Origin of the sequence: Corynebacterium sp. LK31, assembly GCF_014335015.1 — a bacterium.
GTDB lineage: Bacteria > Actinomycetota > Actinomycetes > Mycobacteriales > Mycobacteriaceae > Corynebacterium > Corynebacterium jeikeium_D.
In genome coordinates, this window is record NZ_PDGW01000006.1 from 133,363 (window position 1) to 154,948 (window position 21,586).

The following is a 21,586-nucleotide window of genomic DNA, read 5'->3' on the forward strand; positions in this document are numbered from 1 at the left end:
AGCCAGAAGCAGTTCTATTTGGTCAGCGACAAGATGCCGTCCCCCGTCTGGCGCAATGCCAATGCCCGAGGAGAGAGCGTACGGGACTCTCTAGGACGGTAAAGGGCGAGGGGCAAAAGCCACATGGACGGCACATCAAGGGCCCCGGGGCGGTCGCCCTGGCCCGGGCCCGCTTAGAAGCGGACGATAGGCAGGCTCGGATCGCCAGCCCACTGGGACCAGCCGCCGACATACAGAGCGGCGCCCGTGATGCCCGCTTCTTCCATAGCCTGAATGAACAGCGAGGAATGAAGACCGGAACCGGAGTAGACCGCTACATTGCGACCGTCTTCGATACCGACGGAGGCAAAGCGCTCACGGAGCTGCTCAACAGGCAGGAAGGAGCCGTCGGCATTTTGCAGACTGCGAGCCGCCAGGTTCACGGCACCCGGGATGTGACCTGCCTGCAGATCGACGCGCTCACTACGACCTTCAAAACGGCTGGGCTCACGCGCATCCACCAAAATTCCACGCTCAGACCAGGTGCGCACGTCATCGAGGCTGGCAACAGGCATATTGCCTTCACTCACCGCAATCGTTCCAGGCCGCGGCAGATTTCCGGGCCCGAAGGCAGTCTCGTTTCCATCTGCTTCCCAAGCAGCTAACCCACCGGTGAGGACACGCACATTCTCCAAACCTGCCCAGCGCAAAATCCACCAAGCACGTGACGCGAACAGTCCATCGCCCGCGTCGTAGACGATCACCAGATGCTCCGAGCGGACTCCCCATCGACGGACGGCATCGCGCACACGCTCGATATCCGGCAACGGGTTGCGACCAGCTTCTCGGCTTGGAACACCTGCTAGGTCCAACTCGGGATCACAGAACACGGCCAGTGGGATGTGAGCCGTGGCGTAGGAGTCATATGGTTTTTTAGCACGCGACCAGCGTGCGTCAACGACGACGATACGACCGCCGCCGGCAATCTTGTCACGAAGCTCTTGTACCGAGATGGATGTTGTCATAATTCCGGATTCTAAATCGATTGACTTGGTAGCGCGATATGTACGTTATTAAAACTAGGAGCTTGGGAAGGTGCCTGAAGATGCTGCCCACCTGGCCGTTTTCATCTCAGGCACAGGCCATGGAATCGGCTGTGCCACCGCAGAAAAACTGCTGCACTATGCCGCCAGCATCGGCACCCCCTTTCCTCAACCGCTTTATTAACACAAAGCTGACTACGAAACGGAAGATCAGCCTCTAAGCCAGGCCTCGGTCTCCCAATCCGACTACCCACCGGGATCCGGCCCCATCTCGTCATTGCCATCCACTGTGTCCCCCGCCCGTTTCTCTCGCGCTTTACGACGCAACCAGCGCCCCGGGCTATCGAACGTATCGGGGTCCTCATTGGATTCCGCTTTCCGGTTTCCTTCCTCGTCTTTCGGGGGCACCCAGACCACACGATCAGTAGAGGCCTGCTCACACTCCCCGCTAACCCCGTCCCCTTCGTCAGTTCCTAGAATCTCCGCCACCTCATCCGGCCGGAGCGTCCACCAAGCATTTTCATTACATCGAGCATCGTCGATCTTTCGATGCGTACCCGGATCCACCAACGTGAGATTATCCAGGTCAGTGCCACCACCGGAAGCCCACGACTGCACATGGTGAACATCGCACATAGCTCCCGGAGTGCCCATGCCCGGCGCGGAGGAACCTCCTTCCTCTCCAAGAAGGGCCAGATACTGCGGCAAAGTCCCCAGCCTGCGGGATCGACCAAAGTACAAGGTCTGCCCCTCATTCCCCAAGACTTGGAGGAACGAATTTCTATCGACCATCTGTTGCACGGCCTGACTAATGGAAATTCGCACTCCCGCGTCTGAGACCGCTTTACCCGATCCAGGAAGTACAAAATCTTCCCCCTCAGGCAGGGAGACTCCAGCTAACGCTGCCACATCTGCGATATGCGCGACGGTGACCACCGATGTCGTCCCCCGCGCCGGCTGAAGCTCACCGCCCGGTTGAAAGCCCCCATTCACCGCCGCTTCCACGGCATCATGGAAACGCTGCTCCGGATTCCGCTGGTCATCGGCGCCTTCTTCGAGTAACCCACCAGGCCGCGCATGATCTGCCTGCAGCCTTTTGAGCACCGCCGCAAACGAAGGCGTAACCACACCGCTCAACCGGCTCATGCCGTCCGGCCCCTGAGCACCGATTTTTAGGCTTCGTTTCCGAGAACGGTCCTCATCCGTATACGGGTCATCAACCCCCAGCATCGCCCGCAGACGGTTCGGCAATTTATTGAGATCATCAACACGGATTTTGTCCACTAAATCTGCAATGTGCTTGTCCAGCAGCCTAGACAGCTGTGCATGCTCCGTTGCCGGCAGCTCGCGAACGGCTTTGTCAATCTTCGCAACAGCATCCGCACCGACAACACCTTCCTCAACTTTCTGACGAAGGTTCGGCATTCGCACATCCTCATTCGCCGGAGCAAACGGATCAACATTCCTACTCAGACGTCCGACGACATTGATACGCTGCCTCGCTTCTGCTCGCGAGATTCGCATCTCCTGCGCTAGCCACGCGATCCTTCGGTGCTCCGCGCTGGGCATCCGCCCTTTCATTGTCTCCACATAAGTCGCATCAATTACTGCGAGTCGTTTTCGCGCTTTCTCAATCGACTTATATGCGTCGTGCGCATGATCCGGTGCAAGTACTTCGAAGTTCTCCACGATGACTGTCGACAGAGCTTCAAACTGTGCAACCGCATCTAAAACCTGCGATGTCGAAAGCGGTCCACCGCCGTTTGACGCCGATGATGTAGACATTTCCCCACCCCCTTTTAAAACGCTAGCAATCCGAATCCCCAAATGGACTAACTAATTTCCCTCCTCCACATTATCGCACACCAATTCGACACACCACAACCCCCTACGTCAACTTTTCGAATCTTTTTCCGAAAAACTGCCACGCTCCCGACCTAAACACCCCACCAACCCGCGCAGTCCCCCCCCCACCATCCGCCCTGCCCCACCAACCCGCGCAGCCCCCACCAAAAACTGCACGCCGAAAACCTAAAACCGCACCACCATCACATCGTGGTCCGGGAAGCTCGAGCGCCCCACTAGCTCAAATCCCGCCTTCACATAGGCTTTCGCCGCCCGCGGGTTGGCATCATGGACAGCCAGACTAACCCCCGGATACCCCAGCTCACGCGCATACTCAAGGAGTCCTGCAATCATCGGCTGCGACAGCCTGCGCCCGACAACGCCCGGACGCAGCGCAATCGCTACCTCAGGAATCCCATTTTCCACAAATCCGTACCCCGGATCGTCCTGCGTAAACGTACGCAGCCAGGCCGCCCCCACCGGCACTTCATAGCTCTCGTGCTCTTCGCTTGACGACGAATCCCCGCGCTCCAACCATTCCTTCTTAATGGCGGCCGCACTGTAGGTAGCCTCGCGAGAAACCCTCGGTTCAAATGGGTCAGTGCGGGTCATGTCGCTACTGAGCGACTCGAGGTCAGCGTCGTCAAGCGAAGTGGCGAAAAGGATAACCCCGCCCTGACTCGCGTCCCACTGGTCGACGTATTGACGCCTCGTGACTACATAATCTTCCGGCAGTGGCTGACTTTCATCTCCGAATGTTTCCGTTAGTTCGTCCATCCAGGCAATGAAGGGGAGGTCGGAGTCTGTCGCTGGTCGCCACTGAAAGTTAGTCATATTTGCGCACTATACCGGCGCACTCCAGACTGACCGGAATGCAACAAGCCCACACGGTCGGTCACAAGACACATAAATCTGGACAATAAAAGCACAAAAAGGGCGGTTCAGGAGAAAACTCTCTCAAACCGCCCCAACAAACAGACAGCCTGCTCAGCAGTTATCGCCCTGAGTATCAGGCGCCCTAGATTCGGGCTACGCCATCCTCGTCATAGCCGACAACCTTCAGCGACTCGCCATCGTCAGCAACCGTGACCTCTACGCGGTCACCATCGCGAACATCACCAGCGAGCAGTCGACGTGCCAGCTCATCGCCGATTGCCTTCTGCACCAGACGACGCAACGGACGGGCGCCGTAGGCCGGGTCGTAGCCGCGCTCCGACAGCCAATCCAGTGCCTCATCGGAGACATCCAGCACCAGACGACGTGCCTCCAGGCGTTCTGCCAGGTTGCGAACCTGAATGTCCACAATGCCGCGCAGCTGCTCGGAGGTCAGCGGATCGAAGATCGCTACATCGTCGAGACGGTTGATGAACTCCGGCTTGAAGGCCATCTTGACCGCATCCATGATCTGCTCATGCGTACCACCAGCACCGAGGTTGGAGGTCAGAATCAGAATCGTGTTTCGGAAGTCCACGGTTCGGCCCTGACCATCGGTCAGGCGACCCTCATCGAGCACCTGCAGGAGCACATCGAACACGTCCGGGTGAGCCTTCTCGACCTCGTCGAAAAGCACGACGGTGTACGGACGGCGACGAACAGCCTCGGTGAGCTGACCGCCAGCGTCGTAGCCGACGTATCCAGGAGGAGCACCAATCAGACGAGCGACAGAGTGCTTCTCGCCGTACTCGGACATATCGATGCGCACCATCGCACGCTCATCGTCGAAGAGGAACTCCGCCAGCGCCTTGGCCAGCTCTGTCTTACCAACGCCAGTTGGACCGAGGAACAGGAAGGAACCAGTCGGACGGTTCGGATCGGCAACACCCGCACGCGAACGGCGGACAGCATCGGAGACAGCCTCCACAGCGGCAGTCTGACCAACAACGCGACGGCCGAGGTTAAGCTCCATTTCGAGCAGCTTCTCGGTCTCACCCTGCATCATCTTGCCAGCCGGGATACCCGTCCAGGCGGAGACAACTTCAGCGACTTCCTGAGGCGTGACCTCCTCCTTGAGCATGGAGTTTTCCTCTGCGTCAGCGACCGATTCCTCGGCGGCCTCCAGCTTCTTCTCCAACTCAGGGATGCGTCCGTAACGCAGCTCTGCGACGCGCCCGTAGTCACCTTCGCGCTCAGCCTTTTCGGACTCAGTGCGCAGGGCATCGAGCTCTTCGCGGACGGAGCGGACATCATCAATCGAGGACTTCTCGTTCTGCCAGCGAGTCTTCAGAGCGTTGAGCTTCTCGCGCTCATCTGCAAGTTCCTCACGGAGCTTGTCCAGGCGTTCCTTCGACGCGATGTCAGTTTCCTTCTCCAGGGCCATTTCCTCGATTTCGAGGCGGCGCACGATGCGTTCCGCGGAGTCGATTTCCTCCGGCGAGGAGTCAATCTCCATACGCAGACGCGATGCGGCCTCATCAACCAGGTCGATAGCCTTATCCGGCAGGAAGCGGGATGTGATGTAGCGGTCCGACAGCGTTGCTGCAGCCACCAGCGCGGAGTCCTGGATGCGAACACCGTGGTGGACCTCATAGCGCTCCTTCAGACCACGCAGAATACCAATGGCGTCCTCAACGCTCGGCTCACCGACAAAGACCTGCTGGAAACGACGCTCCAGCGCAGCATCCTTCTCGATGTACTTGCGGTACTCATCCAGGGTCGTCGCACCGACCAGACGCAGCTCACCACGAGCCAGCATCGGCTTGATCATATTGCCCGCATCCATCGAGCCATCACCCGTGGCGCCAGCGCCAACGATGGTGTGAATCTCATCGATGAAGGTAATAATCTGACCGTCGGATTCCTTAATCTCGTCCAGAACCGCCTTCAGGCGCTCCTCGAACTCACCGCGATACTTCGCACCGGCGACCATAGAGCCCAGATCCAGGCTCATCAGCGTCTTGCCCTTCAGAGATTCCGGCACATCACCTGCAACAATGCGTCGTGCCAGCCCCTCTACAATGGCCGTCTTACCAACGCCCGGCTCACCAATGAGCACCGGATTGTTCTTGGTACGACGACTCAAGACCTGTACCACGCGACGAATCTCCGCATCGCGGCCAATAACTGGGTCAATCTTGCCCTCACGTGCCCGCGCGGTTAAGTCCGTCGCATACTTTTCCAGAGCCTGGTACTGCTCTTCTGGATTCTCCGTTGTTACCTTCCTCGATCCACGCACACTAGTCAGCGCACCCTTTAACGCCTCGGCAGTAGCACCCGCCGACTGCAGCACAGTTGCCGCCTCCGACTGGCCAGTTGCCACACCGATAAGCAGAATTTCCGTGGAAACGTACTCGTCTCCCAGCTCCCCCGCCAGCTCCTCGGCGGCGTTCAGAGCATTAACGGCGTCCCTATTAAACTGTGGGTTCGCCATATTCGCCCCGCTTGCCGACGGGTACCCCGCGACCAACTCCTTAGCGCGGGTCAAAACCCCGGAAGGATTAACGCCCGCTGCTTCAAGCAGTGGAGCCGCAATACCCCCCTTTTGCTCCAGCAGTGCTACCAGAATGTGCCCAGGCCGGATATCCGGGTTACCCGCGCTGGTCGCGGCCTTCATAGCTTCCTGGAGAACTTCTCCAGTCTTAGTTGTTGGTGTAAAACTCATAACTTGCGCCCCTTTGGCTCAACTTTGTCATTCACTACCCATAACGCATTCAACCTTGAGTCTGTTCCACTCAACTTCAAGTTTTTCAATTTCCCGACCGTGATTCACACCACACCTATAGCAAAAAGGATTGAGCTCGGCAGCGTCGTTAAGCGTAGTAGCACGCCGGAAAGCACTAGAAAACGTTGGAAAGCTCCAGAAACCACGTGCGAACACACTCCGACACACCGCCCGACGTCCTCACCAGCACACTCCCGCCGGATTCAACTTCCCCCATGTGAGTGATGGGTGGACAGCGCACTCATACTGTTTTGGTTACCCTGGTAGGTGACATTCCTTCATTCTCACGAAAGGACTCGAATGAACATCGAGCAGGCACGTCAGATGACTGAGGGCAAAGGCTTCATCGCCGCTCTCGACCAGTCCGGTGGATCTACCCCGAAGGCTCTGCGCCTGTACGGCATCAACGAGGATCAGTACTCGAACGAAGATGAAATGTTCGACCTGGTTCACGAGATGCGTACCCGCATCATCACTTCCCCGTCCTTCAACTCTGAGCAGATTATTGGCGCGATTCTCTTCGAGCAGACAATGGATCGCGACATCGAGGGAATCCCGACCGCTCAGTACCTGTGGGAAAAGAAGGGCATCGTCCCGTTCCTGAAGACTGACAAGGGCCTGGCAGACAAGGAAAACGGCGTTCAGCTTATGAAGCCGTGCCCGGGCCTGGATGAGCTGCTGGAGCGCGCTGTCGCTAAGGGCATCTTCGGTACCAAGATGCGTTCCTTCATTGCTGAGGCAAACGAAGAGGGCATCAAGGCCAACATTGCTCAGCAGTTCGAGTTCGGCAAGCAGGTTCTGTCCCACGGTCTGGTTCCGATCCTGGAGCCGGAGGTCGACATCAACGCTGCTGACAAGGCAGAGGCTGAGGACATCGTCCTGCGCGAGCTGCTCGCTGGCCTGGATGACCTGGCTGATGACCAGAAGGTCATGATCAAGGTTTCCATCCCAACCAAGGATGACCTGTACAAGCCGCTGATTGAGCACCCGAAGGTCATGCGCGTTGTCGCCCTGTCCGGTGGCTACGAGCGCGAGGACGCCAACGAGCGCCTGTCCCGCAACCACGGCATGATTGCTTCCTTCTCCCGTGCACTGTCTGAGGGCCTGTCCGCTCAGCAGTCCGACGAAGAGTTCAACGCAACTATGGCTGAGTCCGTCAAGGGCATCTACGAGGCTTCGATTTCCTAATCGTCCGTGCTGTGCATCTGCGCTTGTGCGCACCTCTAGGTAGTCGCTAGCGCAATTAAAAACTCCCGCACCAGGTTTTCTTGGTGCGGGAGTTTTTCTGTCGGCGCCTCTGCCCTTACGACAGCACCGTCCTACACCGAGCGCTTCGCAACAGCTGCTTTACGACGCGCATTCACACCACCAATGACAACCGGTAGCACGGAAATTGCAATGACCAGCAACATGATCTTGTCGATGGAACTGGTGATTCCCGGAATGTTGCCCAGCAGCACACCAACAGCGACCATACTGGCGACCCAGCCAATCGCACCGGTGACATTCCAGCCGATGAACTTTCCGTAGGGCATATTCGCAGTGCCCGCCGCCAGCGGAACGTAGGTGCGCACAATGGGAACAAATCGCCCCAGCACCAACGACAGTGGTCCGTACTTGGCAAAGAACTTCTCGGCCGCTTCCAGCCGATTAGTTCGGAGCACCTTGGCATTGTCGCTGAACAGTTTGCGGCCGAAGGAGTGGCCTAAGAAGTAACCGACTTGATCACCCAGCACCGCGGCAATAATACCGATAACCAGCACCTGCCAGGTGTGGACATCTAGCTCTGACCTTAAGACGGCAGCAGTGACCAACAGCGAGTCACCGGGCAGAAAAGGAAAGAGCACACCGGACTCAATAAAGATGATGAGTCCAAGCCCCGCAAGCACCCAAGGGCCAAACCCCTGGAGTAGAGCTTCGGGGTCTCCGATACCGGAGAGGAATCCAGAAAAATCCATAACGGCAATCTTTTCAGCAACAACTATCGATTCTGCTGAGCTAATTAGAGTATTTTGCTGAGAGTTTTTCTGGGTACTGTGTTTTAATCGCGCCCCTGATAGTCAAATACCGGCAGCGACCAGCCACGCCAAAGCGCCGCTAGTCGAATGAACAGTGCGGACAGCACCGCACAGATGATGTTGATGTTCTCGTGCAGGCCAACCATGTCGAGCACGTAGTAAAGCGTCGCCGCGACGACTGCGATGGAGGCATAGAGCTCCTTTTGAAACACCAGCGGGACGCGGTCACACATCAGGTCGCGGAGCACACCTCCAAACGCACCGGTAAGAACGGCGCCGACAATAGCGATGATGACGCCGTGCCCCATTTCCATGGCCACGCGGGCACCAATGATGGAAAACGCCGACAAGCCGATTGCGTCAGCGACCAAGAACACGACCCGAAAGTGCTTCATCAGGAAGTCGGCCAACAGCACCGTAATCAGTGCTGCACCGACGATAACCAGCAAATATTGCGGGCTTGCAACCCACACCAACGGATAGTGACCGAGAATGACATCGCGCAGGGTACCGCCGCCGATAGCAGTCATGCACGCAATTGTTGAAACTCCAAAGAGATCCATGCGCATTCGACCGGCCGCTAGTGCGCCGGTGACGCCTTCAGCCGTAATTCCGATGACCCAGAGGATGTGGAGCAGCATGATAAGAAATATAAATGACTTCGCCCGAATCGGTAGAACTATAGGCTAATATCCCGCAATCTTCGCCCCCTCGACTCGGCCCGCTTCATTGCTTCCCGGCTAGCCCTGATCGCGAATTTCCAGCACCGGAATCGAGCGACGAATCCGCTCCACCTCCGCTATATCCACATCGGCCACAAGCAACTGCGGGTCGTAGCCCGCCGAGGCAATAACTCCGCCGTCCGCATTGACCAACATGGAGTGCCCCGCGCCGGTCGGCCCCTCATCTTTCCCCGCGGCCTTCGCCCCACCAGGCCGGGCTGCATCGACTGCCGCAATCACACAAGTGCTATCCAGTGCGCGTGCCGACACCAGCGTCTGCCACTGCCTTACCTTGCCCGGGCCGTCATTCCACGATGCAGGCAGCGCGATGACCTCTGCGCCCAGGTTGGCCAGTTGAATGAATTGCTCCGGGAACCTGATGTCAAAGCATGTCGCAAGACCGAGGGCGACCGACGATCCGTCGGCAAGCGGGACATCACAGACCACGTGCGCGTTGCCCGGCGCGACAGTATCCGATTCGCGAAACCCAAAAGCGTCGAAGAGGTGGAGTTTGTCGTAGAACTCGACACCGGGGCCGTCCTCATCACGCCAAGCCAGAAGCAGCGAATTGAAGACGCGGTGCATCGTCTTACCGTCGCGCTCCACTTCATCTGCCGGCCGGAACATGCCGACCACCACGCTGATTCCGGCATCGTGAGCGGCCTGCGAGACCTCCGCTACGAACCTATCGCTGCTGGACTCCGCCACGACATCCAGGCGACCGGAATTGAACGCCTTCATCGTGGCCTCGGGGAAAACCACCAAATCGGCGTTGTCCTGTGCTGCCCGCGCGATAGTCACCTTCACCGCGTCCAGATTCTCTTCAACCGACGCTGACAATTCCAACTGAGCCAATGCAATACGCATGCCTAAATGCTACCGACTACCCCGGATTGACCGCCCTGAAGTTATCCACAGCGCGGCTTCCTGCGTTGCTTCCGCTCAGAGTTATCCACAGTTCGCTGAAGATGGTCTTCCGCTGCCTTTCGCCACCCAGCAGAATCAAAAACATGGCCGAACACATCACAGTCAACCCAGCTCAACTATCCGCCTTAAGCCGTTCCTACCAGCAGATTTCCACTCGTATTGATGGTCTTTCCACCATCGTCGCAGCTGCCCCGGGAAGCGCCGAGCTCACCTCTGCCCTGCCCGGCTCACGGATCGTCCCCGCTGCCTCCACTACCTGTGGGAAGTGGTCGGAATCATTGCTTGCTGCGTGCACAAACATCGACGTTATTGCGCAGGCTGCCGATGCCCTCGCTGTCAGCGCTCTCGCGCACGAGCATGACCAGTCCGCCGCCTTGGAAAAGCTGTCATGGTCACGGTAGGCGAAGCGCTGCTGTGGCGTGTGGATTCGCTGGAGACGCTTGCCCGGGCACTGCGTTCCGGGGCGCGCGCCCTCACCGATTCCGCCGACAGTTCCCAGGCCGCACTCAACGCGCTTTCAGAGGATGACTTCGCCGGCGACAATCGCAGCGCCGCCGAGGTTTCTGTCACTCACAGCTCCACGCGTCTGCGCCGGAGCAGCGTCGCGCTCGAACGTCTCGCCGCCTGCTGCAGCGACACCGCCGCCATGCTTAACGACGTCATCCGCGAACTTACCGCCGCGGTAAACCAGGCAACCAACCTGGGGTTTCAGGTGAACCTGGTTTCTGGTGCGGTGACTCCGCCGGAGGGCATGCTGTCTGCGATTGCGCGCAGCCTCGTTCATCCCAAAATTCCTTCCGGGCCTTTCACCATGGCCGAATGGCGTGCAACCTCGCAGCTTCGGATTCAGTCGGCTTTGGCTGAACTCAACCGACTCGATGAGAAGGCGGCGGGCGCAATATCAGCTCTTTCACCACTGGTGGCAAGCGAAGTTAGCGGCTCGGGTAGATTGCAGCCATCACAGGCTGGCAGTGGTACTGGCAACCCTGCTGACAGAGGGCTTGACGGTGGTTGGGACTTGGAAGTTGGGAGCGGATTGACTGGGGCGTATTCGAGTAGACCGCTATCGGAGATAGACGCTGCCATGTCCGCTCGCGCCCGGGCTTTGGGGCTGCCTCCTGGACAACTATTGGAGTCCTCGCCTGGACATTCTGCGATTGCGTTCGGTGACGTTGAGCGAGCATCGACTGTGATTACTCTCGTCCCCGGCACCAGCTCTAGCGCGGAGGACGCTAGCAGGCAGTTCGAGCGCGTAGCCGCGACCTTCCACGCCGCCGGTGAAGATCCGGAGGATGTGGCGGTGGTGTTGTTTTCCTATGACGCGCCGCCCGACCTCCGTGAGGCCATACGCACCGAGTATCACAATTTTGCCGCTGAGCGCCTGCAGCACTTGCAAGCTGGTTTGATTGAGCGTTCCGGTGGCGTCGATAGTGGTGACACTGCGATCGCCGGTGGCCTTACTAGCCACGGCACGTCTTCTACTCAGCGGCACGTTGTCGCCGGCTATAGCTATGGGGCGACGGTGGTCTCGCAGGCTTCCCTTGGTAGTGGCCTCTACGCGGATAGGGTGCTGCTCATAGCTCCGCCAGGCGTTGGCCCCGGACTGGAGCGCGCAAACGACATGAAACTACTCAAGCCGGACGGCACAGTCCGACCCGAAAATGAGAATAGCCACCGTGTGGCAGTGGCGACGTCCCCGATGGACCCCATTCGTATTCCTGCCGAACTGGGGATTCATGGGAAAAACCCAGCGGATAAGGATTTCGGCGCGTACACACTCAACCTGAGTGAGCATGGCCTGTCCATGCGAGATTTGACCGATTTCATGGTCACTCCCGTGCAGGATATTCCTCAAAAGTATCGGCACGTTCAGGGCAACCCGCACATCGAACACTACTTTGACGACGAAGTTTTCACCCGCGAGACCAACCGGTGGCTAACTGACAGCTGACCGGCGTCTCAGATCGGCGGTTGCGAATCCACGGCCCAAATTAACAAGCCAAAAGAAAACGGACTAACCAGGCGACGCTGGTTAGTCCGTTCACTCAGCCGTGTGGGATTACCTTTCCCCACCGCGGTTGTCTTTGTGCCGGCGTCGTGTGCGCGGCTCCCACATCACCACTGCCGTAGAGCGTGGGACGTGAACCAGTTCGCCTCGCGAACGACGAGCCTGTGCCTTTGCTTGATAGAGCTGCTCTCGCAGTTCTGCATTTTCCTGCTCAAGCGAATCCACCCGCTCAGTCAGGTCGATGATGGCCTTAATACCGGCCAGGTTGACGCCGTCTTCCTGACTCAGACGCTGAATCTCACGCAGCAGCGCCACATCGCGTTTGGTGTAGCGCCGACCTCCGCCGGAGGTTCGCTGCGGAGTTACCAACCCGAGTCGGTCATAATTGCGCAGCGTCTGCGCATGCATGCCCGCGAGATTCGCGGCTACGGATATGACATAGACCTCAGTGTTGTCGGACATTATTTCGCACCTGCCCAACCCTCACGAGGATTGAACCCGCTGGCACGTTCCGCTTCGACGTAGGAGCGCAATGCCGAAGTGGCATTGTCGTCCAAATTGGTCGGCACCTTCACACGCACGGTTACCAGCAGGTCACCCGGAGTGCCATTGCGCTTCGGGATTCCTCGACCGCGCACACGCAGTGTTCGGCCATCGGCTGTGCCAGCCGGGACACGCACGCGAATCTTGTCACCCAACGTCGGCACGGTAATGGTGCCGCCGAGTGCGAGCTCGCCGAAGCTCACGGGCACCGTGACCTCAAGGTCGTTGCCGCTGCGGGTGAAGACTTCATCCGGGCGAACATGAACGGTGACAAAGAGGTCACCGGCCGGACGTCCCCGCAGTCCCGCTTCACCTTGGCCCGCAAGACGGACCTTCTGGCCGTCCACCACACCTGCGGGGACGCGAACGGTGATGGTACGACGGCGGGTGGTCACACCGGTGCCGTTACACTGCGAGCAAGGGTTCTCGATACGAGTGCCCTGGCCACCACAGTCCGCACACGGACTGGAGAAGCCGAAGGCCCCCTTTTGCTCCTTGACATATCCCGAACCATGACAGGTGGTACACGTCACCGGTGAGGTTCCCGGCGCTGCACCCGAACCATTGCAGTTCGTGCATGGCGACGGGTTGGTGAGCTGCAGCGGGATGGTGACACCTTGGGCAGCCTCGCGGAAATCGAGCGTAATCTCTGTCTCCACATCCGCACCACGGCGGGCCTTCTGCCGCCCGGCAGCACCAGCGCCACCATTGCGGTTTACGAAGCCGCCCAGGAAATCACCTAGGCCACCTGCACCACCAGCATTGCCACCGAATCCGGCACCTCCGCCGAAGAGATCCGACACGTCGAAGTCGAATCCACGTGCACCGGCAGCACCGGCTCCGCCGGCACCTGCGGCACCGGGGAATCGGAAACCACCTGCGAGAGCTGCACGCAGCTCATCGTATTCGCGGCGCTTGTCCTCGTCACCGACCACCGAGTATGCCTCGGAGATTCGCTTGAACTTATCTTCAGCGGCCTTGTTACCCGGGTTCTTGTCCGGGTGGTTCTCCCGGGCTAACTTGCGGTAGGCCTTTTTAATCTCGTCGAGTGACGCAGACTTAGAGACGCCCAAGTCAGCGTAATAGTCCTTATCTGCCCATTCCCGTTGAGTCATGGTGCATCTCCTCCTTTCAGAAAAACTAATTCAAAGAAATCTGCGTCACTTGTGTCTCCGCTACTGCGGATCGCCGATGATTACCATCGCCGTACGAATGACACGGTCATTAATTCGGTAGCCCTTGCGCAGCACATTGGCTAGAACCTTGTCATCCCCTTCAGAGAGATCCTGGACAGCCTCGTGGATGTCCGGGTTGAACTCCTCTCCTGCGGCACCAAATTCCTCAACACCCTGTGCGGTCAGCACGCCACGGAATTTATCCGCGAAAGCCTTCAGCGGCGTGCCGTCTGCCAAGTCGCCGTGCTCTTCAGCCCGGTCGAGGTCATCAGCCAAAACCAGCAGTTCTCCAGCCAGCTTTGCCTTCGCCTGTACGCGCTCGGCTTCACGGTCTCGGTCAACTCGACGACGGTAGTTTGCGAACTCCGCCGACAGGCGCTGCAGGTCCTCCGTGCGCTCATCCAACTCACGCTGGATGGCTGCAACTGGGTCTGCAGCTTCCTCCGCGGCGGTGTCGCCGGCGGCACCTTCGGTCGCCGGCTCCACGTCGTCGTCAAGCTTGGCCTGCTCGAAGACCTCGTTGACCTGATCGGCCAGGTTGGCCGGCTCCTCCGGGGTGGGCTGGTTTCCCTGATCCTGGTCAGTCATTCTTACTTGTCCTTCTCGTCCTCGTCGACGACCTCAGCGTCAACGACGTTGTCGTCAGCGTCAGCGGCCTCAGCACCCTCGGCTGCGGTTGCACCCTCAGCTGCCTGAGCCTCGTAGATAGCCTTACCCATCTCCTGGCTCTCGGTGGACAGCTTCTCGACGGCGGACTTGATGGCCTCGATGTCGGAGCCCTTCAGAGCCTCGTCGACTTCCTTGGCGGCCTCTTCAACGCGGTCGCGGATGTCCTGGGAAACCTTGTCCTCGTTCTCCGATGCGAACTTGCGGGTCTGGTAAGCCATGGACTCAGCCGAGTTGCGGACTTCCTGCTCCTCGCGGCGCTTCTTGTCCTCGTCAGCGTGCTTCTCAGCGTCCTTGATCATCTGGTCGATCTCCTCCTTGGAGAGGCCGGAGCCGTCCTGGATGGTGATCGTGTTTTCCTTACCAGTGCCCTTGTCCTTAGCGGTGACGTGGACAATGCCGTTGGCGTCGATGTCGAAGGTGACCTCAATCTGCGGGACACCACGCGGTGCCGGAGCGATACCGCCCAGCTCGAAAGAGCCCAGCAGCTTGTTAGCTGCAGCCATCTCACGCTCGCCCTGGAAGACCTGAATCTGAACGCTCGGCTGGTTGTCTTCAGCAGTGGTGAAGGTCTCCGAACGCTTGGTCGGGATAGTGGTGTTGCGTTCGATCAGCTTGGTCATGACACCGCCCTTGGTCTCAATACCCAGCGACAGCGGGGTGACGTCGAGCAGCAGCACGTCCTTGACCTCACCGCGCAGAACGCCGGCCTGCAGAGCAGCACCAACTGCGACAACCTCGTCCGGGTTAACGCCCTTGTTCGGCTCACGACCACCGGTCAGTTCCTTGACCAGCTCGGAGACTGCCGGCATACGGGTGGAACCACCGACCAGCACGACGTGGTCAATGTCGGAAACCGAAACATCAGCGTCAGCAATGACCTGCTGGAACGGCTTACGAGTGCGGTCAAGCAAATCAGAGGTGATGCGCTGGAACTCAGTACGGGACAGGGTCTCGTCCAGGAACAGCGGGTTCTTGTCAGCATCAACGGTGATGTACGGCAGGTTGATAGATGCCTGCTGCGAGGAGGACAGCTCAATCTTGGCCTTCTCAGCAGCCTCACGCAGACGCTGCAGAGCCATCTTGTCCTTGGTCAGGTCAATGCCGTTGCTGGACTGGAACTTCTCAACCAACCAGTCAACGATGCGCTGATCCCAGTCATCGCCACCGAGCTTGTTGTCACCAGCAGTTGCGCGAACCTCAACAACACCGTCGCCGATCTCCAGCAGGGAGACGTCGAAGGTACCGCCACCGAGGTCGAAGACCAGAATGGTCTGCTCCTTGTCGGACTTCTCCAGACCGTAAGCAAGTGCAGCAGCAGTCGGCTCATTGACAATGCGCAGGACGTTCAGGCCAGCAATCTGACCCGCTTCCTTGGTTGCCTGACGCTCAGCGTCGTTGAAGTAAGCCGGAACGGTAATAACCGCATCAGTGACGTCGTCACCCAGGTAAGACTCAGCGTCGCGCTTCAGCTTCATCAGCGTACGAGCGGAAATCTCCTGCGGAGTGTACTTCTTGTCATCAATCTCGATGCTCCAGTCAGTACCCATGTGGCGCTTGACCGAACGAATAGTGCGATCAACGTTAGTGACAGCCTGGTTCTTAGCGGACTGGCCAACCAGGACCTCACCATTCTTTGCAAATGCAACCACCGACGGAGTGGTGCGCGAACCCTCAGCGTTTGCAATCACCTGAGCCTCGCCGCCCTCGAGGACGGAGACACAGGAGTTCGTCGTACCCAAGTCAATACCAACAGCGCGTCCCATGATGAACACCTTTCTAGAAGAGTAAAAGAATTGCCCTTAAGTCTTACGCGCTCAAGTCTGCATTGCCGTAGAAAATCTGTCAAGCAAACTTGAGTGTGTCCGACTCAATGTTTGTCATGCTATGCAACGGACTATGGGACAAAGTTATTCCAACCCGACTCAACTTTTCTAAAAAAACCGTCATCACCGCAGGTCACCGCGATAAAAGATTTTTACAAGACTATGCTCTAAAGCCACTCACGGTAGCCGACAGCGCAATTTTCTATACAGAATCCTGCCTCTGGACTCCAGGGGGACAAAGAATTTCCTAGCACTAGCCCTGGGAACTTTCCTGCACAGCGAACCGACTAATCCCCTGACGTGTTTTGCAGCCACCGGCTCATCAACAGGCCATGCCCTTGTTACCCCATGGCCTGACACCGAATCAGCTCTGGCGGCTCCACTAATACATGTCTAAATTCTCCCCATTTACGGGGCGATTGAGCCAAGAATTCATCCCACTTATTTAGGAGTTTTTCGTGCCTCAGAATGCACAGCGACACCATTTCCCCTTTTTCCGTGGGCTCGCAGTAGCGTCGGCAAGCGCCGCACTAACCCTCGCCTTCCCTGCCATTGCATCCGCACATGTGCATGCAACCCCGTCGTCTGCCCCGATTGGCGGCTACGCGGATCTGGCTTTCGGGGTCGGCCATGGCTGCGACGGTTCGCCGACGACGAAGGTCGAGTTCACCATCCCGGAGGAGTTCGAAAAGGTTACGCCGAACGTGAACGCGAACTGGGATGTCACCAAGGAGTCGACCGGCTCTGGCAAGAATGAAAAGGTGCAGAAGGTCATCTACACCGCAAAGACTCCACTGCCGTCGGACCTGAAGGATTCTCTGACGCTCAGCGTGAAGGTGGCTGATGACGCAAAGCCGTCGACAGTTGAGGTGCCGACGCTGCAAACCTGTGAAAAGGGTTCGATGAACTGGGCTGAAAAGGACCACGATAGTGACTACCCGGTTCCAACTGTGGAGCTGATTGAGAAGTCGGAAGACAATGAACATAGCCACGGTCACGACCACAGCCACAACCATGGCACCAGCGAGACAAACCACGGCGATAGCCGCTCAGACGACGTGGAGCATTCCGCAGCTGCTACCAGCGAGGATTCGAGCAGCACGCTTGGCGGCTGGGGCCTGGGGCTCGGCCTCGTGGGCGCGCTGACCGGTATTGCCGCATTGGTAGTTTCACTGCGTAAGCGAGGTTAAGACCACAGGCGGATTGCCACTCGGGAATCCGCCTTCACCGCGGCACTGCCGCCCATGCCTTCACAGAGCTCACCCCATGCGAGCACATAGAGCCGGCCGATCTTGACAATGCACGCCGGAGGATAATCCGTGCTGTCGGCTCGTCGTTTCGGTCGACGCAGTGAACGGACAATGCAAAGCTCTCAAACAATGACGGCTGAATCACGCATCTAGGCTCGGATTGAGTTAGGCGAAGCTTTATGGCGTATTCGAAAACCGTTCGAAGGCAGTGGGAGGATTACACTGGCAAAACAGCAAAAACTCGAGCTGGGAACCCCGTCCCATCCTTTGGCTTCGGCCAGGAGGCAACCACGAGAGCCCCCGTTTCCGGCACCTGGTCGAGCCCAGCCAGAAGTTCAATCTGCCATCGGTCACGCCCTAATAGATAGAGTTCCGTCGGCAAGCTGCCACCATGAGCCACGATGCCGGGGTCCGTATCAGTGGTCTCGTGCCCAATCGCCACAACGCCACGGTTGTCTATCAACCATTCGACAACCTCAACGTTCCATCCTGGGTAGTGAGTCACGCCCTCTTCATCCGCATTGGCCATTGCCTCAGCGTCAGGCCACCGCTTTGACCAGTCACTGCGAAATGCGACAAATGCACCGCCCGGAATCAAACCATTGCGTTCCTCCCACGCCTCGACATCAGCAATCGAAGGGGAGAAATCATTATCCCGAGCGACTTCAGCAGTGAAATCTAGGACGACCAAAGGCAGGATCATCTGCTCGACGCCAATATTGTCAAGAGTTCTCGTCTCTTGGACGAAATGCACAGGCGGATCCACATGCGTACCCCACTGGCCAACAAACTGATACTGGTCGATTTCAAATCCATGCTCAGCAACGGTGAAAAGCCGTGTTCGCTGTTCGTCGGGAAGCGCAGGGAATTTCGGCTGACCGGCGTGAAACGCGTGAGTCAAGTCAACATAGGTGTGGTTTTCCCGAAGCTTGCGAGCAATGTCCCATAGTTCGTGCGTGTTTGCGGTGTTCTTGTTCGACATAAAGCGAAGTATATAGACAAAGCTGTCTAGTTAGCCAATATGGCCACCGGCACATCGAGCACTAAAAGACACCAACTCGCCCCACCCTGCACCTATCAGCTCAAACAGCCTGACGACACCCGCTACCGCAGGTACCCTCGCATACAGGAAAGACTTTTCAAGCCGCAGCCACGTTCTTCAGATTTTGGAATTGCGGGCTACATACACAACTTTCACCAAACTCAAGCCATCCCAAAGGAGTATCTAATGACCACCTACGAAAACATCCTTACCGAAACCCGAGGTCGCGTCGGCATTATCACCCTAAACCGCCCGAAGGCACTGAATGCCCTGAACCACAAGACCATGGAAGAGGTCGGCGCCGCAGCTACCTCCTTCGACCGCGACTCCGGCATCGGCGCGATTATCATTACCGGCTCCGAAAAGGCCTTCGCCGCAGGTGCGGATATCAAGGAGATGGCGGAGAAGTCCGGCACCGAGATGTACGTCTCCGACTGGTTCGCACGTTGGGACGTTCTAACTTCCGTCCGCACTCCAGTTATCGCCGCCGTCAATGGCTATGCCCTGGGCGGTGGCTGCGAGGTCGCTATGATGGCGGACTTCATCATCGCTGGCGCTAAGGCCAAGTTCGGTCAGCCTGAAGTCAACCTCGGTATCTCTCCGGGCATGGGCGGCTCGCAGCGTCTCACCCGCGCAATCGGCAAGGCTAAGGCAATGGAGATGTGCCTCACCGGCCGCATGATGGGCGCCGAAGAAGCTGAATGCGCGGGTCTGGTCGCCCGCGTCGTCGAGCCGGAAGCGCTTCTCGACGAGGCCCTGAAGGTCGCCGACACCATTGCGTCGAAGTCGCTGGTTGCCACTACCCAGATTAAGGAACAGATCAACCAGGCCTACGAAATGACGCTGTCGCAGGGACTGCTCTTTGAGCGTCGCACCTTCCACTCCCTGTTCTCCTCCAATGACCAGAAGGAAGGCATGGCCGCTTTCACTGAAAAGCGCGAGGCAAACTTCACCAACTCGTAAGAGCGCGCGGCGGCGTTGGGTGCGAGGCGCGGCGGCGCGACCCAAGTACTTTTTGCCAGCTTTTTGTAGGAAGTAACCGCGAATTCGGCGCTACTTCCTACAAAAAGCTGGCAAAAATGTTTCTGGGGGGGCAGGCGAGGCCACCCCGGGGCCAAGAGCGCCACCACCCCCTGGGAGGCCACCGGAACCGACTCCCCAGAGTCCGTAACAACGGCGGACCTCGCCAAGCGATTCCCAGGGGCCCACATCGCCAAGACACTAAACCACGTCTCTTACGAGGAACTGATTAGCGATTACCGAACCCCGGAAGAGATCGCCGAGGGCGCACCGCGCCGAGCGATTGCAGTCATGTCGACAGACCCTGCGGCCCTCGAGGCCGCACGAGCAACAGTCGAAGCCTTCGGATTTGAACCGGTGCCCGTTGACGTGAGCGTCGGCAAGCGATTCAGACCCGACGGCGACCTTTTCGGAGTATGGCTATCTGCGGACCAGATGAGACGGGCGGTCGAGAAATAGAGGCGCCGACTAGAGCCTAGGACTAGTAGCGAATGGCCATGCGACCATCAATCTTGCCCTGCCGCATCAGCTCGAAGACATCGTTAATTTCGTGCAGCGAGCACTCCTTAACTGTCGGCTTGACCAGCCCGCGGGCGTAGAAGTCGAGAGCCTCGGCCATATCCTGACGCGTGCCGACGAGCGAACCACGAATAGTGAGATTGCGGAAGACAATGTCGAACACGCTCGCTGGGAACTCCCCCGGCGGAAGGCCATTGAAAACAATGGTTCCATCGCGGCGCGCCATGCCAAGCGCCTGGCCGAACGCACCCCTATGGACAGCAGTGACCAGAATGCCGTGAGCCCCACCATCGGTATAGGCCTGAACCGCCTGGACCGGATCCTCATCCTTAGCGTTCACAACGAACTCGGCACCCCACTCCTTTGCGTGGTCGAGTTTGTCTTCCGCGATATCCACGGCAATTACGCGCATACCCATCGCCTTGGCGTATTGGACCGCCAAATGCCCCAATCCACCGACGCCAGAAACCACCATAAACTGCCCCGGCTTCGTCTCGGAAACCTTGAGGCCCTTATATACAGTCACGCCGGCGCAGAGAATCGGCGCGGCCTCCAGGTAGTCCACGCCCTCCGGTATGCGAGCAGCATACCGCGTGTCGACCAGCATGTACTCGCCAAAGGAACCGTCCTGGGTATAGCCGCCATACTCGGCGTCGTTGCACTGAGTCTCGCGGCCGGTCCGGCAGTACTCACAGTCACCACACGCGGACCACAGCCATGCATTGCCGACAATGTCACCCACGCTGACCGAATGCTTTCCAGGGCCAAGCTCGACCACCTCGCCGATTCCCTCATGCCCCGGAATGAAAGGCGGCTCCGGCTTGACCGGCCAGTCCCCCTCTGTCGCATGCAAGTCAGTGTGACAGACGCCGGAGGCAATCAACTTCACGAGCGCCTGATTCGGCCCCGGCTTTGGCAGATCGACATCGCGAACATTGAGGTTTGGCCCAAATTCATCAACAACTGCGGCGGTGAACTGGGAGGATTGCCCGGAACGGACACGGTCTGACTGCACGGAGGTCATGATCAATCAACTCCTTGATTAGTCGGAAAACAACTGACGTACAACCCCACACTTTTTGAAAACAGTTTGCATTAGCGTATTTCGTTTCGTTTGTAAAACTGTGGAGCGCAAAAGTCAGCATAAAGTGACGCACGCCACCCTGTACACCCTTATTTTTCTAATGGAATATATTTAGAGCATGATCAGCGGGCGGAATTAAGAAACCCATTCGTTGCGAAAATCGCCGAAAATGCGCAGGTTACACCACATAGCCATGATTTCAGCACTAATTACGGCGTTAGTTATGTACGCGTCCGTGGCTCGTGATACAACTCACAAGAG

Annotated in this window: 19 protein-coding genes; 6 read left to right on the forward strand and 13 right to left on the reverse strand. The window is 58.1% G+C overall.

The window, feature by feature from the left end:
• Positions 1-173: 173 nt before the first annotated feature.
• Positions 174-1,004 carry a sulfurtransferase gene (locus CRD18_RS01010; protein WP_016421551.1) on the reverse strand — a complete coding sequence of 277 codons (831 nt, stop codon included), beginning with the start codon at positions 1,002-1,004 and terminating at the stop codon, positions 174-176.
• 70 nt (positions 1,005-1,074) lie between these two features.
• Between CRD18_RS01010 and CRD18_RS11145 the strand changes: the two genes are divergently transcribed.
• On the forward strand, positions 1,075-1,206 hold the full coding sequence (locus tag CRD18_RS11145) for a hypothetical protein (protein WP_255456206.1): 132 nt from the start codon (positions 1,075-1,077) through the stop codon (positions 1,204-1,206).
• A gap of 62 nt (positions 1,207-1,268) precedes the next feature.
• Here the strand turns inward: CRD18_RS11145 and CRD18_RS01015 are convergent, their stop codons facing one another.
• From CRD18_RS01015 to clpB, 3 genes are all read right to left on the reverse strand, one after another.
• Complete coding sequence (locus tag CRD18_RS01015) at positions 1,269-2,807, reverse strand: HNH endonuclease signature motif containing protein (protein WP_070601031.1); 1,539 nt, start codon at positions 2,805-2,807, stop codon at positions 1,269-1,271.
• 246 nt (positions 2,808-3,053) lie between these two features.
• Positions 3,054-3,701, reverse strand: a complete 648-nt coding sequence (locus tag CRD18_RS01020; protein ID WP_016421554.1) for a GNAT family N-acetyltransferase — start codon at positions 3,699-3,701, stop codon at positions 3,054-3,056.
• 184 nt (positions 3,702-3,885) lie between these two features.
• Positions 3,886-6,465, reverse strand: a complete 2,580-nt coding sequence (clpB, locus tag CRD18_RS01025; RefSeq protein ID WP_187406439.1) for an ATP-dependent chaperone ClpB — start codon at positions 6,463-6,465, stop codon at positions 3,886-3,888.
• A 360-nt stretch (positions 6,466-6,825) separates the two neighbouring features.
• Between clpB and CRD18_RS01030 the strand changes: the two genes are divergently transcribed.
• Positions 6,826-7,713 (forward strand): fructose bisphosphate aldolase, encoded by an 888-nt coding sequence (locus CRD18_RS01030; protein ID WP_038626781.1) that lies wholly within the window; start codon positions 6,826-6,828, stop codon positions 7,711-7,713.
• Positions 7,714-7,844: 131 nt separating this feature from the next.
• Here CRD18_RS01030 and CRD18_RS01035 read toward each other — a convergent pair whose 3' ends face one another.
• The 3 genes from CRD18_RS01035 to CRD18_RS01045 all read right to left on the reverse strand — a co-directional run bounded on the left by CRD18_RS01035 (position 7,845) and on the right by CRD18_RS01045 (position 10,132).
• A complete protein-coding gene (locus CRD18_RS01035) occupies positions 7,845-8,483 on the reverse strand; it encodes a DedA family protein (RefSeq protein ID WP_016421557.1) in 639 nt (212 codons plus the stop codon).
• 83 nt (positions 8,484-8,566) lie between these two features.
• Positions 8,567-9,184, reverse strand: a complete 618-nt coding sequence (locus CRD18_RS01040; RefSeq protein WP_016421558.1) for a trimeric intracellular cation channel family protein — start codon at positions 9,182-9,184, stop codon at positions 8,567-8,569.
• Between the two features lie 99 nt (positions 9,185-9,283).
• On the reverse strand, positions 9,284-10,132 hold the full coding sequence (locus CRD18_RS01045) for a carbon-nitrogen hydrolase family protein (RefSeq protein WP_049193760.1): 849 nt from the start codon (positions 10,130-10,132) through the stop codon (positions 9,284-9,286).
• Positions 10,133-10,275: 143 nt separating this feature from the next.
• On the opposite strand from CRD18_RS01045, the gene CRD18_RS01050 reads away from it, so the two are divergent.
• Positions 10,276-10,593, forward strand: a complete 318-nt coding sequence (locus CRD18_RS01050; RefSeq protein WP_016421560.1) for a hypothetical protein — start codon at positions 10,276-10,278, stop codon at positions 10,591-10,593.
• Entirely contained in the window at positions 10,581-12,143 is a 1,563-nt protein-coding gene (locus tag CRD18_RS01055; protein WP_070605323.1) for an alpha/beta hydrolase, read from the forward strand. Before CRD18_RS01050 ends, CRD18_RS01055 begins: the two co-directional genes overlap by 13 nt.
• A gap of 108 nt (positions 12,144-12,251) precedes the next feature.
• Here CRD18_RS01055 and CRD18_RS01060 read toward each other — a convergent pair whose 3' ends face one another.
• From CRD18_RS01060 to dnaK, 4 genes are read right to left on the reverse strand one after another with little or no spacing between them, the layout of a single operon-like run.
• Positions 12,252-12,662 (reverse strand): heat shock protein transcriptional repressor HspR, encoded by a 411-nt coding sequence (locus CRD18_RS01060; RefSeq protein ID WP_016421562.1) that lies wholly within the window; start codon positions 12,660-12,662, stop codon positions 12,252-12,254.
• A complete protein-coding gene (gene dnaJ, locus CRD18_RS01065) occupies positions 12,662-13,858 on the reverse strand; it encodes a molecular chaperone DnaJ (protein ID WP_005511752.1) in 1,197 nt (398 codons plus the stop codon). Before dnaJ ends, CRD18_RS01060 begins: the two co-directional genes overlap by 1 nt.
• Before the next feature lie 60 nt (positions 13,859-13,918).
• The gene (grpE, locus tag CRD18_RS01070) at positions 13,919-14,506 is read right to left on the reverse strand and encodes a nucleotide exchange factor GrpE (RefSeq protein ID WP_016421563.1); all 588 of its coding nucleotides are present in this window, start codon (positions 14,504-14,506) and stop codon (positions 13,919-13,921) included.
• 2 nt (positions 14,507-14,508) lie between these two features.
• Entirely contained in the window at positions 14,509-16,350 is a 1,842-nt protein-coding gene (dnaK, locus tag CRD18_RS01075; protein ID WP_048734453.1) for a molecular chaperone DnaK, read from the reverse strand.
• A 518-nt stretch (positions 16,351-16,868) separates the two neighbouring features.
• On the opposite strand from dnaK, the gene CRD18_RS01080 reads away from it, so the two are divergent.
• Positions 16,869-17,600 (forward strand): YcnI family protein, encoded by a 732-nt coding sequence (locus tag CRD18_RS01080; RefSeq protein ID WP_049171733.1) that lies wholly within the window; start codon positions 16,869-16,871, stop codon positions 17,598-17,600.
• A gap of 277 nt (positions 17,601-17,877) precedes the next feature.
• On the opposite strand, the gene CRD18_RS01085 is transcribed toward CRD18_RS01080, so the two are convergent.
• Positions 17,878-18,642 (reverse strand): cyclase family protein, encoded by a 765-nt coding sequence (locus CRD18_RS01085; protein ID WP_049171735.1) that lies wholly within the window; start codon positions 18,640-18,642, stop codon positions 17,878-17,880.
• Between the two features lie 246 nt (positions 18,643-18,888).
• Between CRD18_RS01085 and CRD18_RS01090 the strand changes: the two genes are divergently transcribed.
• Entirely contained in the window at positions 18,889-19,665 is a 777-nt protein-coding gene (locus CRD18_RS01090) for an enoyl-CoA hydratase (protein ID WP_101687927.1), read from the forward strand.
• A gap of 538 nt (positions 19,666-20,203) precedes the next feature.
• On the opposite strand, the gene adhP is transcribed toward CRD18_RS01090, so the two are convergent.
• On the reverse strand, positions 20,204-21,265 hold the full coding sequence (adhP, locus tag CRD18_RS01095; RefSeq protein ID WP_070767112.1) for an alcohol dehydrogenase AdhP: 1,062 nt from the start codon (positions 21,263-21,265) through the stop codon (positions 20,204-20,206).
• Between the last annotated feature and the right edge of the window lie 321 nt (positions 21,266-21,586).

Coding starts and splice junctions, on each gene's coding strand:
- CRD18_RS01030 (WP_038626781.1), top strand. CDS start 6,826: ATGAACATCGAGCAGGCACGTCAGATGACTGAGGGCAAAGGCTTCATC.
- adhP (WP_070767112.1), bottom strand. CDS start 21,265: ATGACCTCCGTGCAGTCAGACCGTGTCCGTTCCGGGCAATCCTCCCAG.
- grpE (WP_016421563.1), bottom strand. CDS start 14,506: ATGACTGACCAGGATCAGGGAAACCAGCCCACCCCGGAGGAGCCGGCC.
- CRD18_RS01090 (WP_101687927.1), top strand. CDS start 18,889: ATGACCACCTACGAAAACATCCTTACCGAAACCCGAGGTCGCGTCGGC.
- dnaJ (WP_005511752.1), bottom strand. CDS start 13,858: ATGACTCAACGGGAATGGGCAGATAAGGACTATTACGCTGACTTGGGC.
- CRD18_RS01055 (WP_070605323.1), top strand. CDS start 10,581: ATGGTCACGGTAGGCGAAGCGCTGCTGTGGCGTGTGGATTCGCTGGAG.
- CRD18_RS01015 (WP_070601031.1), bottom strand. CDS start 2,807: ATGTCTACATCATCGGCGTCAAACGGCGGTGGACCGCTTTCGACATCG.
- CRD18_RS01050 (WP_016421560.1), top strand. CDS start 10,276: ATGGCCGAACACATCACAGTCAACCCAGCTCAACTATCCGCCTTAAGC.
- dnaK (WP_048734453.1), bottom strand. CDS start 16,350: ATGGGACGCGCTGTTGGTATTGACTTGGGTACGACGAACTCCTGTGTC.
- CRD18_RS01060 (WP_016421562.1), bottom strand. CDS start 12,662: ATGTCCGACAACACTGAGGTCTATGTCATATCCGTAGCCGCGAATCTC.
- CRD18_RS01045 (WP_049193760.1), bottom strand. CDS start 10,132: ATGCGTATTGCATTGGCTCAGTTGGAATTGTCAGCGTCGGTTGAAGAG.
- CRD18_RS01020 (WP_016421554.1), bottom strand. CDS start 3,701: ATGACTAACTTTCAGTGGCGACCAGCGACAGACTCCGACCTCCCCTTC.
- clpB (WP_187406439.1), bottom strand. CDS start 6,465: ATGAGTTTTACACCAACAACTAAGACTGGAGAAGTTCTCCAGGAAGCT.
- CRD18_RS01010 (WP_016421551.1), bottom strand. CDS start 1,004: ATGACAACATCCATCTCGGTACAAGAGCTTCGTGACAAGATTGCCGGC.
- CRD18_RS01085 (WP_049171735.1), bottom strand. CDS start 18,642: ATGTCGAACAAGAACACCGCAAACACGCACGAACTATGGGACATTGCT.
- CRD18_RS01035 (WP_016421557.1), bottom strand. CDS start 8,483: ATGGATTTTTCTGGATTCCTCTCCGGTATCGGAGACCCCGAAGCTCTA.
- CRD18_RS01040 (WP_016421558.1), bottom strand. CDS start 9,184: ATGCTGCTCCACATCCTCTGGGTCATCGGAATTACGGCTGAAGGCGTC.